Here is a 16,907-nt window from a genome sequence, read left to right on the forward strand (position 1 = left end):
ACGTTTGAAATACGCTAAAAACATATTCTTTTTGTTCCTGCTGTGGAATGTTGTTGTCTTTGGACAGAACACGCTAACAGATTGGAAAACCTTTGAAAGCAACTTTGTAAAAGACTTTCAGCGTTTGTACATTTCTGAATTGCGAATTTCTTACATAAATAATTTAGAACTCATTCAAAGTAGACGCAATGTAGAAAAGCAGGAAAAAGTACTGTTACAGTATCAAAAAGCATTGCAAGCTATTGATTCCACTGCGTTGAACAAAACTGAAAAGTTAGATTATGCGTTGGCAGCGTATGAAATCAATCTGAATTTAGAACGCGTGCGACTTGAAAAAAAGTGGTTAGACATAAAACCTAGAAGAGTTCCCGAGGAAGGTTTACAAAAAGTGCCCATGGGCAAAGAATGGTACGTGTATTTTCTAAAAAGATGGGTAGATGCTGAAGTAACGCCAGATGCTATTTTTCAATTTGGATTGTCAGAAATCAATCGTGCTAAAAAAGCGATAAAAGCAATTCAAGAAGCTTCTGGATTGGACAGTATTGCGTATCAAACATACATCAATGACACGCGTTTTTTCTACACAGATGTTGCCAGTATTCAACAAGGTTTTGAAAATTACAAAAAAGCCATTCTTCCCAACTTGATTGGTTATTTTCCTAAAGTACATCAATTACCAGACGTAACAATTGAAGAAGGAAAAAACGAAGACTATGGGCGAGTCCCGGCGTATTACAATGAATTTGAAAAAACGTTTTACTATAACTTTTTTGACAAACCATTTAACAGACGACAAGTAGCGTGGATTTACATGCACGAAGCCATTCCAGGACATCATTATCAAATACAATTTGAAGCGCAACTGGAAAAAACACCCATTCAGCAGTTGTTTTCATACAACGGTTATCGCGAAGGTTGGGCAGCGTATGTAGAAGAATTGATATACGAATTTGGTCCAGAAACGACCAAATACGACGCTTTGGGCAAATGGGAGTGGGACATTATTCGTTCTGTGCGAGTTGCGATGGATGTCGGATTGAATTATTATGATTGGAGCGACGAAAAAGCACTTGAATTCTGGCAACAGCACATTCAAGGAAAAGACGCTATCGCTCAGCGTGAAATCAATCGAATGAAACAATGGCCAGCACAAGTCATCACCTATAAATACGGCGCAAACCAAATTTTACAATGGAAAGCCGCATTGGAAGCTACGTTGCCAAATGGAAAGGAATTTCCTTGGTTGGCGTTTCATACCAAAATTCTTCAAAATGGAGCCTTGCCTTTTTCTGTATTGGATGCGGAGGTTTTTGGGAATTAGCGCAATTCCGCTATAATTCGTAGTGTTTCTTCCAAAATTTCATCGTTTTCATCCAACAAATGGTCTTTTATCACAATATCAGGTTGCACACCTTTCAGTTCTAAAATTCCGCTAGGACGCGTCATAAAACCTTTGGAAACTTTTACACTAATTCCTGTTATCGGAAGTTTATAAATCAGTTGTGAAGCGCATAAAGAGCTGTACTCGCCTGTTTCTTCGCCAATAATCATTCCCAAACCATAATCTTGAATTTGTGTTGCGGTCACCGTTGCTTGCGAATGCGATTGACGATTCACCAACACAAAAACCAATCCCGTAAAGCGTTTTTCTAAAGGCTGTGGCTGATATTTTTCAAATTTGTACTCAAAAATAGCTCCATTTTCATGAGATAAAATTGCTTTTGAAAAATCGCTTGGTGGATTGTTTTGTGAACGAATGTGATTTTTAAGAATTTCACTAGCTTTTACTTCAAACTTTGAACTCCATCGAAAAGGTTTGTCAGCAATATACGATACCAAATAATCACTAAACGAATCGTTTCCGCCACCGTTATTTCGCAAATCGATGATTAAATTTTTGATATTTTCACTATTTATTTTTTGAAACGCGCTATCCATAAATTGTTGATACTTGGCTTCGTCGCCCGAAAAATTTCCAGGATTCAAATACGCAGTTTGACGAAACATTTCCAGTTTCATTTGTGCGTTTAATACATCGGTACGCTTCATTTCATAATCGTTGATCACTTGAATTGCTTTGACAGTGTAGGTTTCTGTACGATTATCAGTTTCGATTTCTACTTCAAATTCATCTTGTTGTCCAAACACTTGCCAATAATATCGTGGAAACGAATAGACTTCAATTTTAGCATGTTTAAAATACAAACGTTCGGCAGAAACTTGTGGATATATTTTAGCCAATATCGTTTCCATTGATTGTCCGTTGATGCTCAAAATTTTGGCTCCGACTGGAATTTCATCCGTTGCAGACCAATTTTTTCGAACAAAACTATTGCCATTTTCAAAAGCAATTTCTAAAGGAAAAATAGTGCCACCGTTTTGCGCATAATTTATATACGACTGTGCAGGAAAATCAATTTCGGTATGTCCGTTATTCACAGCCGAAATCATGCGCTGAAAAATGCTTGTCGTTTCCAACAGATTGTATGTTTCTTTTTGAAGCGAATTTTTCAAAGTTTGATACGTAGTATCTAGCGTTTCTTTGGTAGTGTACGTGTGAATATTGTAATGTGTTTTTTGTAAAGAAGTGTACAAATATTCCAAATCATCTGTCACTTGTTGTTTGGTAAATTGTGTTTTCGATTGACCAAAACTATGGGAAGTTGTACAAATAATAAGTAGGCTGAGAAAAATAGTTTTCATGTGTTTGTTCGTTTTCTTCAAGACGAAACTCTACCGAACTTGTTACAAAATTTATTTGTAATACTGCTATTTGGAAGTTGTGTATAGTGTCGTTCGCGAATATTGCGTAGGTTTGTACGTATGAAATTTTCAACGGTTTTCTTTGGTATCTTTTTAATGCTTGGCGCGAATGGACTCGCACAACAACCAACGAATCATGTGTTTGTATCATCGGAAGCGACTTCTTCTGAAAATTACACATCCATGACGTTTAACGGTGTTTGGTGTTGGTTTTCGGATCCAAGAGCGGTGTATTTTGAAGGAAAACACAAACGAACCTACGCAGGTTGGATTGACAATTACGGCGATGTACATATTGGCTATTACGACCACGAAACACAAGTGATTGACTCAAAAGTGATTTATGATAACCTAGAAATTGACGATCATGATAATCCTTCTATTGTAATTGACGATGACGGCAGATTGCTCGTTTTTTTTAACACACATTTACAAGACGAACGTCCGTTATTTTTTTGTAAATCACTACAACCAGAATCAATACAAGAGTGGTCGCCTGTAGAAGAATTGTTTTTAAATGATGAAGAAAAATACCGAACGGCGCGTATTTTACGACATACCTATACCAATCCTGTGCGGTTGTCCAACGAAAAAGCCATGTATCTTTTTTGGCGTGGCGTGGATGTAAAACCTTCGTTTTCAGTTTCTAAAAATAACGGAGAAAGTTGGTCTGCAGGTGAAGTTTTGTTTCAACCCAAGGAAGAATATGACTTAAAAGTACCATATACCAAAGTGTATTCGGATGGTATTTCCAAAATTCATTTTACGTTTACAGACGGACATCCCGCAAAAGAAACAAACAATAAATTATACTATATGTACTATGAAAATGGTGCATTTTTTAAAGCTAACGGACAAAAAATTAAAGAAGTATCTCAATTACCAGTTTTAGCTTCTGAATTGGACGTGATTTTTGAATCGGACAGTATCAAATCGTGGAATTGGGATATTGCGCAAAACAAAAATGGAAATCCAGTTGTAACGTATGTAAAGTTCCCACAAAAAGACAAACATATCTACGCGTATGCGACTTTTGAAAACAATCAATGGAAAAGTTATGATATAATAGAAGCGGGTGGATGGTTTCCAAAAACAAGAGAAAATACAGTAGAACCTTCACCACATTACTCAGGCGGTATTGTGATTGATCATGAAATGCCAAATACGGTGTATCTTTCTGTAAAGCGAAACGGTGTTTTTGAGATAGAGCAGTGGACGACTCAAAATCGAGGGAAATCATGGAAAGTTCAAAAAATCACGGAAAACTCTACCAAAGATAATATTCGTCCGTTTGCCGTTCGGGGAGCAAAGCCTGGAAATCCATTGCAATTGTTGTGGTTGCAAAGTACCAATTATATCTATTTTGCGCATGATACGCGTGGCAAAACAAAAGAAGTTGATTTTAAAGAGCGCTTTCATACAGCTGTAAAAATGAATTTGAAAAAGCCTTCACTGACGACTTCTTTGACCAAAGAAAATCTTCTTCAATTTTTACGTCAAGTTGCTGAGCGATTGCTAGAAAACCCAAACCATTCACTTTCTAAGCAACGTTGGAATTTTGGAATGTGGTATGCCGGAATTGAAGCTTTTTACGAAATCACTAAAGAAGACCGCTATACAAACGAATTGCAGAACATTCAACAGTATTTTGGGGATACACTAGAAGATGTAGACGAGGAAAGCACTACTATTTTTGACGTGATTTGGTCATTTAACGCTAAAAACAATCGCAAGACATTGCAACAATTAGAATCTTTACAATTAGCTGATTTTGAAGAACAAGAAGCAAGTCTATCGTTTGCTTCACAAATTCGCGCGATTGAGCAATTTGAAAACGAAATTGCAAGCATTGAAGCATTGAAAGCTAGTATTACCAAAGAAAAAGATGCTTTTTTAGAACTTTTAAACCCAAAACATATTGGAGATACATTACAAATAAGAGCCTTGATAATTTACAGTGTTGCCGCAGGAATTCGCAATGGTATTTTTGATAAAAAGTATATAGATACAGTAAAAAGTTCGTTGAAGCAACTACAATCAGAACTTTTGAAAAATCAGCTTTTCAAGAAACTTGATACGGAAACTAGCGCTGCTGTCTTATTGGCTGGGAAAGAAATCTATTTGCTTTTGAACGAGTAAATCAAAAAAGCCATTCACGCAAATGCGGAATGGCTTTTTTAGCTTTTTATGAGAAATTATCTCAAATAATGATAATTATTATTGAATTGTCACATTAAATGTAACTTCGATATCTGTTTCTCCACCAGCATCTGCTACGCCAGTATTTGGTTTTGTTGGCTCGTGAACCAACGCTACTGTGTATGTTCCTGAACTTGCCGCTCCTGTAGTTACGTTGAAGGTAGTTCCCAAAATATTTCCTTCAGAATCTAAATTGAAACCATCCGTAGTAATATTTAAACCACCGCCAACAGTAAAGAAAAACTGGTGTTCTAAATCTTCTTCAACGACTTCTAGTGTGATATTGTCTGCAGGAGTTTCCGTTTCATTCAATACCGCGACAGCTCCTGTATAGGTAGCGTTTGCGGCTAAATTTCCAGAAACTGTTACCACTGGTGCATCGGGTCCGTCACCGTCCAAATCTCTTGAAACTAATGTGATGGTATTTCCACCTGCGGTTGGTACCAACGTCACAGATAGTGTTGTGATTACTTCTTCTTCATTTACTATGGTAGGTGCATCGTCATCGCTTGAACATCCTGTGAATACGAGTCCTGTAATGGCAATTGCGGCTAAAATTGAAAGTTTGAATTTTTTCATGATATTCTTTTTTAATAGGTAATTTTTAAATTAATTGAAATATTTCTGCCCAAATCATCTGCGTAATACCGCAAACGGTTTAGATAATTTCGATAATTAGTATCGAAAATATTAGTGACTGACAATCCCACATTGAGCGTTGAATTTTTGCTCAGTGAAAAGTCAGCATTCGTGTGTAAATGCAACAAATGATACGCATCAGGTGGCGTACTTACATCTACCAACTCAAAAGAGTCTGTTTCTGGAATAAATGCTTGAAAGTTATTGTCTGGAAATTCATTTTGTCTAAATGTATATTCGCTTTGCAATTCAACTAGCAAGTTTTTTAATTCCTTATTTTGATATACCAATCCGTTCATTGTATTTACGGGCGGCATATCGATTAATGGCAAATCGAGTGTTTCATCATAACCTTTTACCAATGAAAATTGATGATAGAAATTCCAGTTATCGTTAAACGTAACCGACGCGTCAATATCCACTCCTAAAAGGGTTGCTTTGGTTTGTCGGTATTCCCAAACTTGGAAGTTTCCACGAATGGTTTGTCGGATTTCTGTAGGTTCTATAATGATAAAATTATTGATAAAGTTTACGAACGGATTCACTGAAAAGCCAAAGGTTTTTCCTTGTTTTTGCAAGGTAACCGACACTTTGTGTGCAATTTCCGAGTCAAAACGCAAATCTCCTAATTCAATTCGTGAAGCGGAATGATGCAAACCTTCGCTAAACAATTCAGAAGGATTCGGAGCGCGCGAAGCCAGTGAATAGTTTGCGTATAATTTATAAGAATCATTGAAGGTATAGCGTGTTCCAAAGGTTGCCGAGACGTTTGAAAAATTCAACTTCGGATTTGTGAGGATTTGATTGCTGAATTCTTCCACCACAATGTCTGGAAACAATTCGTCGTAATTTCTATCTTCCCAAAAAGAACTTCTATAAAACTTTTGGGCGTCTATGTGAAAATAATCAAATCGACCACCAACTTCGACCAAAAAGTTGTCCGTTATTGAAACATCAGCAACACCGTATAGTCCTAAGTTAAATCGCTCATAATCAGGAATCAGTCGTCGTACACCTGTACTCGGATCGGCTACATTTTTTTGATATTGCGCCATGAGTCCTGTTTTTAAGTTGAACAAATCGGTATTGTCTGTATCTAAATCCAAACGCAAGGTTTGTGAGGTTAATGCTAAATCCAATGAAGCTCTATCGTCATCATTGCTACTTCGACGAACATCAAATTCGAGACGTTCGTTTTGTTGAAAATCATATTGGAGCGTTACTTTTCCTAAGTTTTTAAAATTTTTGAATCCACGCACTTTAAACAAATGATGTGTTACATCTTGTCTTGGAGCGTCAATATCGTACGTAAAATCTCTTATAATCAACGGAGTTCCGCTATTGATGGCACGCACCTGATCGCTAGCACCACCAATGTGTGATGCACGCAAAATGCCGATTTCATTTTTAAAGAAAGAATAATAGGCTTCTACACCGTATTCAAAACGATTGATACCCACACGCCCAGAAATACTGCGTTCAAAATTGCCAGTATTGCTCAATATATAATCGGGCGCTTCATAATCGCCAAAGCGGCGTAAGGTTCCTTGAATTGAGCCGTACCAACCATTGGCATAGCTTTTTGTGAGTGTTGAGGTGATAGCACCACCACGACCGTTTGTAGCCGCCGTAACATTCGTTTTTCCGTAAATCGTATCTTTTACAGGAACTTTTGAAGCTTCAGTAACAATGATTCCGCCCACGGCATCACCACTGTATTTGAGTGCACCAGCACCTTTTATCAGCGTAATGTTTCCAATAGCATTGACATCGATACTTGGAGCGTGTTCAGCTCCCCATTCTTGGTCTTCCATACGAACACCATTATTCATGACTACGACACGACTGCTATGTACACCATTTATAATTGGTTTTACCACCGCATTTCCTGTATTGAGAGAAGATACGCCACTTAGCGTATTGAGAACTTCACCCAAAGAAGCACTGCTAAAACGATCCAATTGCTTTTCAGTTACTTTTTGCTCAAAATTGGTTTTTGTTTTGCTTCCAAAAATTGACGCACGTAACGTAATAGCATTGAGTTCTTCTAAATGATGCTCTAGCTTAAAATTTCGTTCTGTGTTACCCGAAACTTTCACTTTGAAAATTTGAGTTTCACAATTCGGATGATATACTTGTAACGAATAGCTTCCGTCACATAAGTTGGAAAATAGATACTTTCCGTCAATATCTGATTCTACTGTTTTTCCTTCGCCAATCATGATTAGTGTGGCTCCTGGAAGTACAGTGTTGTCGTGTAAATCAATGATTTTGCCTGAAAGTGTATAGCTGCAATCTTGACTTTTCGCAACCATAGCACTACATAACAATATCATACACAAGTATGTACGCATGTATATTCTTTATTAAAAATGAGTATATTTTTTGAGATGAATCAAGAAAATACTGGCGGAGCGCGAAGTTGCGTATTGGTACGCGGTAAGTAATAACATAATGGCGTGGTAGTGCCAATAGTAGTTTGTGAAATAATTGGAATTACTATCGATTCTTGATAGCTTAAAAATTCAAAGTAGAAACTTGTAAAATGGAAGTCACACACATCGCAATGCATCACATTTTCATGTATGTGATCATTTTGCTCATGACAAACTGTGAATTCGTGTTCTTCTGTGAGTTGGTGTGAAAACTGTATAAAAGAAGGAAGTGTTAGCACTAGTAGTAAGGCGCTAGCAATAAGAATTTCTTTTATGTTGGTTACGGTTTTCATTGGTATTTCATCTTTTTTGGGCGTGTGATGAAATTTTACCAAATGTACTAAAAGGTTTAGTGTAAAAAAAATATGTCTTTACGGAATTAACAAATTATTAAGAAGAATGGATTATTTATTTGATGATTCGCATGCGTTTGAGCATTTTCTTTTCAAATTCCCAAAAAAATGTAAACTGTCCGAAAATCGTTCCGAAAAAGATTAATAATAGTTGATAGATTGGTAAAATAATCACAATGCGTGCTGTCCAATATAAAAAGCTTCCCAAAAAGCCATCGGCAAAAATGGCTCTGTTAAATCCAAACCAGTAGAGTAGTGGTTTGGCAATACGCATGGCGCTAGTTCCTGTAATAGCAAATACCAAAAAAATAGCAATCATTTCCCAGCGATAGTCAGTTTTCCATTTGCCTGCTAGCTTTTTAAAACACCATGAAAAGAAACGCAGCATGATGATATAAAATATAACAATCGACACGGCAAGCAGCGCATAATACAAGAGTTGTTGTTCATGACGGTCAATAAAAGAACGAATGATATTTTTTGAAAAAAGATACGCGGTGTAGAGTAACGAAAGTATTCCTAAAAAAGGAAAGATTAGTTGCCAGTTGTGTTGAATTTCCCAACGTTCTTTAAATGAAGTCATCTGTGTTTTTTTGCGCTGCAAATATACACAACTTCTGTGTTAAATCCGAGCTGGAAATGGTGCTAACTGTTGTTTGTATTTTTGTTGAAAGAATACAAAATAATAGTACAGTTGGTAATTGACTTCGTATCCGTAATCAACGTTGAGTCGATAATTGATTTGTTGCTGATACAAATCTGGGTTGTAGCGTGAAGGTTCAATGCATCGCAAGTTCCACTCGGTTACATAAATACGATTTTTTCCTTCCAAAAAAGATTGAGAATAGTAGTCTCTCGGTCGCGCATACCCTTGCATCCAAGCACTAAATCCAGGTTCAAAGATGATGATTTCATATTCAGAGTCTTCGTTGGTAGCGCCAAGCGTAAATCGGATGGTATCAGACACTTTTTGGTTGTCGTCTTTTTTTTGGGTGATTTTTTTTTCTTGAACTGAACAGGAATAGACGAAAAATCCAGCGCAGAGCATTAAGAAAAGTACTTTTTTCATATTTTATCATTTTAAATAAAGGTACGATTTTTTAAAGAGTCTGCACCCACAAAGGAGTGAAGTAGTGGTTTGACTTCGTAAAGAGCGCTTTTGAGTGATTTTATTTTTTCATTCAACTTTCTAAAAAAAGTGTATCTTTAAAAACTCCCTCTAAAATTTGATATAGCCAATCAAATTATAAATCATTAACACTATTAAAAATGTTTAAAAAAATAACTTCTTTTTACAGAAATTTATCTAGGTTAGATAAATTAGAAATTGTTCTTTTTGTTTTTTCGGTATTCTTATTCATAGAAATTTTTAAAAGATATGGACAAGAATTGATTAAGACAATTCTACTTTCAATTTGTATAATTTCCTTTGTATGGATAGAAATTCATCGGTCAACTAATAAAAAATAGTAAAGCTTGCTTTTTGAGTGCTTTTAATTTTAAATGAAAGGATAAAACCATAGCACACTGAAAGTTTTCAACAAAAAAAGCATCAACGTTTGTCGATGCTTTTGTACTATTTTATAGTAAGCGATTTTATTTTCCACCAAACAATCCGCCTAGCAAACCGCCAAGTCCGCCGCCACTATTGTTGCTGTTGTTATCTTTTTTATCGTTTCCTCCGAAAAACATTCCGGCAATATCATCTAGTACACTTCCGTCATTATCGCCATCTAAAATAGACTCGATAAAACTTTGTTGTTGTGGAGCTTGCGCAGTAGCATTTCCTCCTAACAGTCCGCCAAGTAAATCACCAAGTCCGCTTGAATTTTCTACGTTTAGCTGACGTTTTTGTTTTCCTAACATTCCCATTAAAAGAGGCGCTGCTACTTTTAAAATGTTAGCAATGGAAGAAGTATCCATACCCGATTGCTTACTAATTGCTTTTTCCACATTTTGCTTACGATCACCTAATACATGTCCTAAAATCTTTTCTCCGTCATCTTTGACTTCTTGATTTACACCACCACCAAAAAGGCTGCCTAAATTATCTAAAATACTTCCATCATGCTTTTTCTCTAAAGCTCTGTTCAATCCTTCTGCACCTTCAGGAGAACTTGCATTTCTTTTCATTGCTCCCATCAATACAGGTAATGCCATGCTGAGTACTGAAGCTGTTTTATTTTGATCTTCTCCAACTTCATTACTTACGCCACCGATGATTTGTCTTCCCAAATCACTATTTAATAAATCTAAAATTCCAGACATTTTAAAAATGATATTTATTGTTAATATGAAAACAATATAGTGATATTCTACAAAAGCTGTTGTATGAAAATGTATTTTTTGTGTTAAATGTATAAAATGCAAAAATATCGGGTGAATGGATTTTTAGAACATTTCAAAGACACAAAAAGCGCCCAAATGAGCGCTTTTGTATTTTTTATCTTTTAGTTGTTCTGTTTAATTTTTTAAAAGATGGCTAATCTGCGAAGCCAATTCCAAACCAATTCGGTCCTGTGCTTCGTTGGTTGCTGCACCAATATGAGGTGTTAAAGATACATACGGATTCATCAATACTTTGATGGCTGGCGTTGGCTCATTTTCAAATACATCCAATCCTGCAAAGCTTAGTTTTCGTGCGTCTAAAGCATCTATTAGTGCGACTTCATCAATGATGCCTCCACGCGATGCGTTTACAATTCCTGCACCTTGTTTCATCATAGCAATTTCTTTTTTCCCAATGATGTATTCTTTTTGCGCAGGCACATGTAGTGTGATAAAATCTGCTTTTTTCAAGACATCTTCCATAGCTTCTGTTTCGATTTCGAAATCAACTGATTGTCCGTTGAAAAAGTTTAGAGAAATCGTTGCTTTTTCAATGTGTACATCAGAAGCTATCACATTCATGCCTAAACCAAGTGCTCGTTCAGCCGTTGCTTGACCGATTCGCCCAAAGCCGATAATTCCTAAGGTTTTTCCGCGTAATTCGGCACCTTTTGCATACGATTTTTTTAAGTCTTTAAATCGAGAATCGCCTTCTAATGGCATGTTTCTGTTAGCATCGTGCAAAAATCGAACTCCGTTAAATAAGTGTCCAAACACCAATTCCGCGACTGAACTAGAAGAAGCTGCTGGCGTATTGATGACATGAATTCCCTTGCTTTTAGCATAGTCCACATCAATATTGTCCATACCAACACCACCGCGACCGATGAGCTTTAAACTTTCGCAAGCGTCAATAATATCTTTGCGAACTTTGGTAGCACTGCGCACTAAAAGTCCTGATATTTTATGCTCGTTGATAAAGTTGATAAGTTGTTCTTGCGCTACTTTTGTGGTGATGACTTCAAATCCGTCGTTTGTCAATGCATCAATGCCGCTTTGAGAGATTCCGTCGTTTGCTAGTATTTTCATTTTTTGTAATTGAAAAATTTAATGATTGAAGAATTCAATGATTAAACGATTTAATAATTATGCCTTTTTTTCTAGTGCTTGCATCACAGCTACCAACACTTGTACACTTTCTACAGGCAATGCGTTGTACATAGAAGCGCGATAGCCGCCAACACTTCGGTGTCCGTTGAGTCCATTAATGCCTGCTTCTTTACACATTGCATCAAAAGTTTCGCTTAAGCTGTCGTTTGTTAAGGTAAACGTAGTGTTCATGTGACTTCTATCTTCTGTAGCGACTACACCTGCAAATAATGGATTTCGGTCAACTTCGTTATACAATAAGGTAGATTTTTGCTCGTTGATTTTCTCAATCGCAGCAATGCCGCCGAAATTTTTTAACCATTCTAGTGTCAACATCGATACATATACAGGAAAAACCGCAGGCGTATTGAACATGCTGTCTTTTCCAAGATGCACTTTATAATCTAACATAGAAGGTATGGTTCTGCTGACTTTTCCTAGAATTTCCTCTTTTACAACGACTAAGGTTGTTCCGGCAGGTCCCATATTTTTCTGTGCGCCTGCGTAGATTAAATCGAATTTAGAAAAATCCAATTGACGCGAAAAGATATCCGAACTCATATCGCAGACCATTGGCACCTCTGTTTCTGGAAAGTGCTTGATTTGTGTTCCAAAAATGGTGTTGTTACTCGTGCAGTGGAAATAATCTGCATCCGTAGGAATATTATATCCTTTTGGAATGTACGTGAAGTTTTTGTCTTTTGAAGAGGCTACTTCGACCAACTCGCCAAATAATTTTGCTTCTTTGATGGCTTTGTCACTCCAAGTTCCAGTATTTAGGTAAGCCGCTTTGTTTTCTAACAAGTTGTACGCTGTCATTAAAAACTGCATGCTTGCACCGCCTTGTAAAAATAGCGCTTTGTATCCTTTTCCTTCCAAACCGAGCAATTCTAACGCCAAACTGCGCGCTTTTTCCATCACATCAACAAAGGGTTTGCTTCGGTGTGATATTTCTAAAATAGAAAGATGGTCATTATTGAAATTGAGTACTGCTTCCGAAGCTTTTTGAAATACTTCTTGTGGTAAAATACAAGGTCCTGCGCTAAAATTATGTTTTTTCATTGTGTTTTTTTGAGTGCTGTTGTTTTGTGCAAATTTCTTAAATATTCAACGATTTGTTGTTATGGTTTTGCTAATATTTCAAGATAAAGTACTTAAAAATTGCAAGGTATCCACGCCATCGGCATAATCGTGTAATTGTGGCTGTTGGGTTTGCCCGAATGCAATTTCGTTTTTCATGCCAATATCAGCCACAATGCATTGTATGTGTTCTGAATCTGCTTTTAGTTTTGCTTGAAGCGAATCCACATCATCATAATATTCATAAAAAACCGTCGCGATAGGCGATGCATACTGAGTATCTTCTTTAATCATCAAAAAGCCATTTTCCAAAACATCAAACAAGCTCATTAAATATACTGCTTTGTTGTAATCGTAATTGTTGGCGTATTTTGCATTGTTCATGATGTCACTTTTGTTGTACATTCCGCCAAAAAAGTCTTGAAAGTCATAGCCTTTTGGCACAAATAGTTTAGAAACACTTCTACAACCCAATCCGAAATAGGTAAAAATATCATCGCTCAATGCTTCTAGTTGTGCTGCGGTTTCGTTTCCTGTTAAAATGGCAACTGAGTTTCTGTTTTTGCGAATGATATTCGGTTTGTCTTTAAAATAATATTCAAAATAGCGTGCGGTGTTGTTGCTTCCAGTAGCAATTACGGCGTCAAAATCTGTTAATTTTTCATCGGTAAATGTAATTTTTCCTTTGAATGACGGTGCTACATATTCTAAGTATTTCGACAAATAGGGCAGTAGGTGTTTGTCATTGGACGATTGCTTTACCAACACGCTGTGTCCTGCAATCAACACTGATAAAAAATCGTGAAAACCTACCAACGGAATGTTTCCCGCCATGACAATTGCCACTTTTTTGGAGGTTGTATTTTCAAGATTGTACTTAGCTGTCCAGCGTTCTAAGGATTCTTTTTGTAGTGCGTTTGCCCAATTGCCAATCGCGAAGCATAGATATTCTTTCGTAAACCAGCCGTTGTGTTCTTGCGTGAGTTTTAGTTGATGCTTCATTCCATCAAAAAAGAGTTCGTTAAAAGCAACGTCCGAATTTGCCTGCGGAACTTGCGTAGCGAATTGTTTTAAGAAGTTTCCAAGTTGTACAAAAGCGTTAATTCTTTCTCCTAAAGCCATCTGAATTTGTTTATGAATAGTTTAGGCGTTATTTTTGTGTTTTATAATGCCGCTGACTAATTTTTTGGCGAATTTATAAAACTTTTACCGCATAAGTGGTAGAACCTAAAAAGATTGTAAACGAAATACGAAGAAATAATGGCTATTATAATAACTGACGAATGTATCAATTGTGGCGCTTGCGAGCCGGAGTGTCCTAATACTGCAATTTATGAAGGCGCTGACGATTGGCGTTACGCCGATGGAACTTCTTTAACTGGTAATGTAGTACTTCCAAGTGGAAAAGAAGCCGATGCTGACGAGGCGCAAGAACCAATTTCGGATGAAATTTATTATATTGTTCCAGATAAATGTACAGAATGCAAAGGATTTCATGATGAACCACAATGTGCTGCGGTGTGTCCGGTAGATTGCTGTGTACCCGATGAAGATGTAGTAGAAACGGAAGAAGAATTGTTAGGAAAGCAGGCCTTTATGCATCCTGAGAATTGATAATTAGGAATTCAGAATTGAGAATTATTGAATCTTTCAATCATTCAATAAAAATACAAAAGCCACTAACAAATACTTTTTGTAGTGGCTTTTTTCATTTTGGGTTGGTTATGATATCTTATATATCTTCGAAGTTGATGTCTGTAAAATTTTCAACATCATTTTCATTCACAGAATCTGAAGCGTCTTCTGCACTGTATTCTCTTTTAAAATCCTTTTGATGACGTTCAGAAATTACTTCTTCTCCTTTTTCATCAACAATGTACTGTGTCATTTCGTCTAAAATTTCGGAGAAGGCTGTGAAATCTTCTTTGTACAAATAGATTTTGTGTTTTTTGTAATGGAACGAACCATCGTCATTGGTAAATTTTTTGCTTTCAGTAATGGTTAGGTAATAATCGCCAGCTTTGGTAGCTCTGACGTCAAAGAAATAAGTTCTCCTTCCTGCCCTCAATACTTTGGAGAAAATTTCTTCTTTCTCCAACAAATCTTTATCACTCATAATCCCTTTTTCTAAATATTTAGTTGTTTGTTAATCTCCCTCAAAAATGTAAAAAAAAAATTAACTGAACAACAAAATTTTATAAATCTTTTTCGGAAAGTTGTTTTAAATAGAGCTCTTTAAAGTATCCGTCTTGCTCAATAAGAAGGTCGTACGTGCCGTTTTGAATAATTTTCCCATCTTCTAGCACAATAATTTTATCAGCGTTTTTGGCAGAGGAAATTCGGTGACTTACAATGATGGTGGTTTTATTTTTGGTGATGCGTTCGATATTGTTGAGAATTTCTTCTTCGGTTTCGGTATCTACGGCAGAGAGGCAATCGTCTAGTAATAAGATGTTTGGGTTTTTGATGATAGCTCTTGCAATGGAAACACGCTGTTTTTGTCCACCACTCAACGTAATTCCGCGTTCGCCAAGAATGGTATCGTAGCCTTTTTTAAATCCGACAATATTTTTATGGACAGAAGCAAACTTTGCTGCCGCAATCACTTCTTCATCGGTAGCGTCTTCTTTTCCAAATTTTATATTTTCCCTAATGGTTTCCGAAAATAAGAACGCATCTTGTGGAACAATGCTAATCGCATTGCGCAAACTGTTCAAATTAAGTTTTTTAATCGGAATGTTATCAATTTCAATGATGCCGTTGTCAGTATCATACATGCGACTTATCAAATCTAAAATAGTACTTTTCCCTGATCCTGTTTTTCCGACAATTGCCAGTGTTTCTCCCGAATTCAACGTAAAAGAAATATTTTTTAGCGCTGTAATATTGGTGTCATCATACGTAAAGGACACATCTTTAAATTCAATATTTCCCTGTATTGGCGTGACTTCGATGGTATTATTTTTAATTTCTGGAACGACTTTCAAAAACTCGTTGATACGTTCTTGCGACACTTCTGCTTGTTGTATAATAGATGTTACCCAACCAATCGTTGCAACAGGCCACGTCAACATGTTCACATACATGATAAATTCTGCCAACACACCCAATTCAATTTCGCCATTGATATATTGTTGTCCGCCAATATAAATTACCAAAATATTACTTGCGCCAATTAGTAAAATCATCATTGGAAAAAACCAGGCATTCACTTTAACCAAATCCATGTTTTTCGTTTTTCCTTCCACCACCATTTCGTTGAAGGTTTCTTTCACTTGTGGTTCAATGCCATACGCTTTAATGACAGACACGCCTGAAAATGATTCTTGTGTAAATGTGGATAGTTTTGATAAAAACTTCTGTACTATGGCACTTCGTTTTTGAATAGCGCGACTCAACTTATAAATTAAAAATGATAAAATAGGAAGTGGAATCAGTGTATAAATCGCTACTCTTGGCGCGGAGATAAACATTAACGGCACCAAACACGCAAACAACGTTATGGTACGAATACTGTACATAATGGCTGGACCAGCATACATACGAACCTTTCCAACATCTTCACTGATACGATTCATCAAATCGCCCGTACGGTTCTTTTTGTAAAAATTGACAGAAAGATTTTGATATTGCTGATAGACTTCATTTTTCAAATCATATTCTACGTAGCGAGATATATAAATGATGGTTCTTCGCATCAAAAACGTAAAAAAGCTTGCCAAAGCTGCAGCTCCGATGATAATAGCAATATTTTGCCAAAGTTCACTTTTAACCAATTCCAAATCAGTGATAATTCCTCTATTATATTTATCAACAGCAGTCAGCGAATTACCGATGAGTTTTGGCGTAACCAATGCAAAAATTTGTGCAATTATTGTAATTAGGATTCCTAAAAGTAATTTTCCTTTATATTTGAGGAAAAATTTGTTTAAATGTTGTAATTCTTTCATTCGTTAAAAAT

Annotated in this window: 15 protein-coding genes; 3 read left to right on the forward strand and 12 right to left on the reverse strand. The window is 36.4% G+C overall.

Going from position 1 to position 16,907, the window contains the following annotated elements; all coding sequences use genetic code 11:
- Positions 1-4: 4 nt before the first annotated feature.
- A complete protein-coding gene (locus C8N46_RS05910) occupies positions 5-1,321 on the forward strand; it encodes a DUF885 domain-containing protein (RefSeq protein WP_158269086.1) in 1,317 nt (438 codons plus the stop codon).
- On the opposite strand, the gene C8N46_RS05915 is transcribed toward C8N46_RS05910, so the two are convergent.
- Entirely contained in the window at positions 1,318-2,703 is a 1,386-nt protein-coding gene (locus C8N46_RS05915; protein WP_108113951.1) for a S41 family peptidase, read from the reverse strand. The two genes, C8N46_RS05910 and C8N46_RS05915, sit on opposite strands and share 4 nt — an antisense overlap.
- 120 nt (positions 2,704-2,823) lie before the next feature.
- On the opposite strand from C8N46_RS05915, the gene C8N46_RS05920 reads away from it, so the two are divergent.
- Entirely contained in the window at positions 2,824-4,902 is a 2,079-nt protein-coding gene (locus C8N46_RS05920) for a BNR-4 repeat-containing protein (protein ID WP_108113952.1), read from the forward strand.
- 78 nt (positions 4,903-4,980) lie between these two features.
- Here the strand turns inward: C8N46_RS05920 and C8N46_RS05925 are convergent, their stop codons facing one another.
- The 9 genes from C8N46_RS05925 to C8N46_RS05965 form a co-directional block, all read right to left on the reverse strand.
- On the reverse strand, positions 4,981-5,541 hold the full coding sequence (locus C8N46_RS05925) for a type 1 periplasmic binding fold superfamily protein (protein WP_108113953.1): 561 nt from the start codon (positions 5,539-5,541) through the stop codon (positions 4,981-4,983).
- Positions 5,542-5,552: 11 nt separating this feature from the next.
- Positions 5,553-7,955 carry a TonB-dependent receptor gene (locus C8N46_RS05930; protein WP_245896733.1) on the reverse strand — a complete coding sequence of 801 codons (2,403 nt, stop codon included), beginning with the start codon at positions 7,953-7,955 and terminating at the stop codon, positions 5,553-5,555.
- A gap of 41 nt (positions 7,956-7,996) precedes the next feature.
- Positions 7,997-8,329 (reverse strand): hypothetical protein, encoded by a 333-nt coding sequence (locus tag C8N46_RS05935; protein ID WP_146169746.1) that lies wholly within the window; start codon positions 8,327-8,329, stop codon positions 7,997-7,999.
- A gap of 115 nt (positions 8,330-8,444) precedes the next feature.
- Positions 8,445-8,972 (reverse strand): DUF6787 family protein, encoded by a 528-nt coding sequence (locus C8N46_RS05940; RefSeq protein WP_108113956.1) that lies wholly within the window; start codon positions 8,970-8,972, stop codon positions 8,445-8,447.
- Positions 8,973-9,011: 39 nt separating this feature from the next.
- Positions 9,012-9,458 (reverse strand): DUF6146 family protein, encoded by a 447-nt coding sequence (locus tag C8N46_RS05945; protein WP_245896735.1) that lies wholly within the window; start codon positions 9,456-9,458, stop codon positions 9,012-9,014.
- Positions 9,459-9,985: 527 nt separating this feature from the next.
- Positions 9,986-10,657 carry a DUF937 domain-containing protein gene (locus C8N46_RS05950; RefSeq protein WP_108113957.1) on the reverse strand — a complete coding sequence of 224 codons (672 nt, stop codon included), beginning with the start codon at positions 10,655-10,657 and terminating at the stop codon, positions 9,986-9,988.
- 195 nt (positions 10,658-10,852) lie between these two features.
- Positions 10,853-11,806: a D-2-hydroxyacid dehydrogenase gene (locus C8N46_RS05955; protein WP_108113958.1), complete on the reverse strand. Its 954-nt coding sequence runs from the start codon at positions 11,804-11,806 to the stop codon at positions 10,853-10,855.
- Between the two features lie 57 nt (positions 11,807-11,863).
- On the reverse strand, positions 11,864-12,928 hold the full coding sequence (serC, locus tag C8N46_RS05960; protein ID WP_108113959.1) for a 3-phosphoserine/phosphohydroxythreonine transaminase: 1,065 nt from the start codon (positions 12,926-12,928) through the stop codon (positions 11,864-11,866).
- 78 nt (positions 12,929-13,006) lie between these two features.
- Positions 13,007-14,068: an acyl-CoA reductase gene (locus C8N46_RS05965; protein WP_108113960.1), complete on the reverse strand. Its 1,062-nt coding sequence runs from the start codon at positions 14,066-14,068 to the stop codon at positions 13,007-13,009.
- 138 nt (positions 14,069-14,206) lie between these two features.
- Here C8N46_RS05965 and C8N46_RS05970 point away from each other — a divergent pair, with 138 nt between their 5' ends.
- Entirely contained in the window at positions 14,207-14,560 is a 354-nt protein-coding gene (locus C8N46_RS05970) for a 4Fe-4S dicluster domain-containing protein (protein WP_108113961.1), read from the forward strand.
- A 118-nt stretch (positions 14,561-14,678) separates the two neighbouring features.
- On the opposite strand, the gene C8N46_RS05975 is transcribed toward C8N46_RS05970, so the two are convergent.
- Complete coding sequence (locus tag C8N46_RS05975; protein WP_108113962.1) at positions 14,679-15,062, reverse strand: PUR family DNA/RNA-binding protein; 384 nt, start codon at positions 15,060-15,062, stop codon at positions 14,679-14,681.
- A 79-nt stretch (positions 15,063-15,141) separates the two neighbouring features.
- Positions 15,142-16,896 (reverse strand): ABC transporter ATP-binding protein, encoded by a 1,755-nt coding sequence (locus C8N46_RS05980; RefSeq protein ID WP_108113963.1) that lies wholly within the window; start codon positions 16,894-16,896, stop codon positions 15,142-15,144.
- Between the last annotated feature and the right edge of the window lie 11 nt (positions 16,897-16,907).

This window comes from Kordia periserrulae (assembly GCF_003054265.1).
Taxonomy (GTDB): Bacteria; Bacteroidota; Bacteroidia; order Flavobacteriales; family Flavobacteriaceae; genus Kordia; species Kordia periserrulae.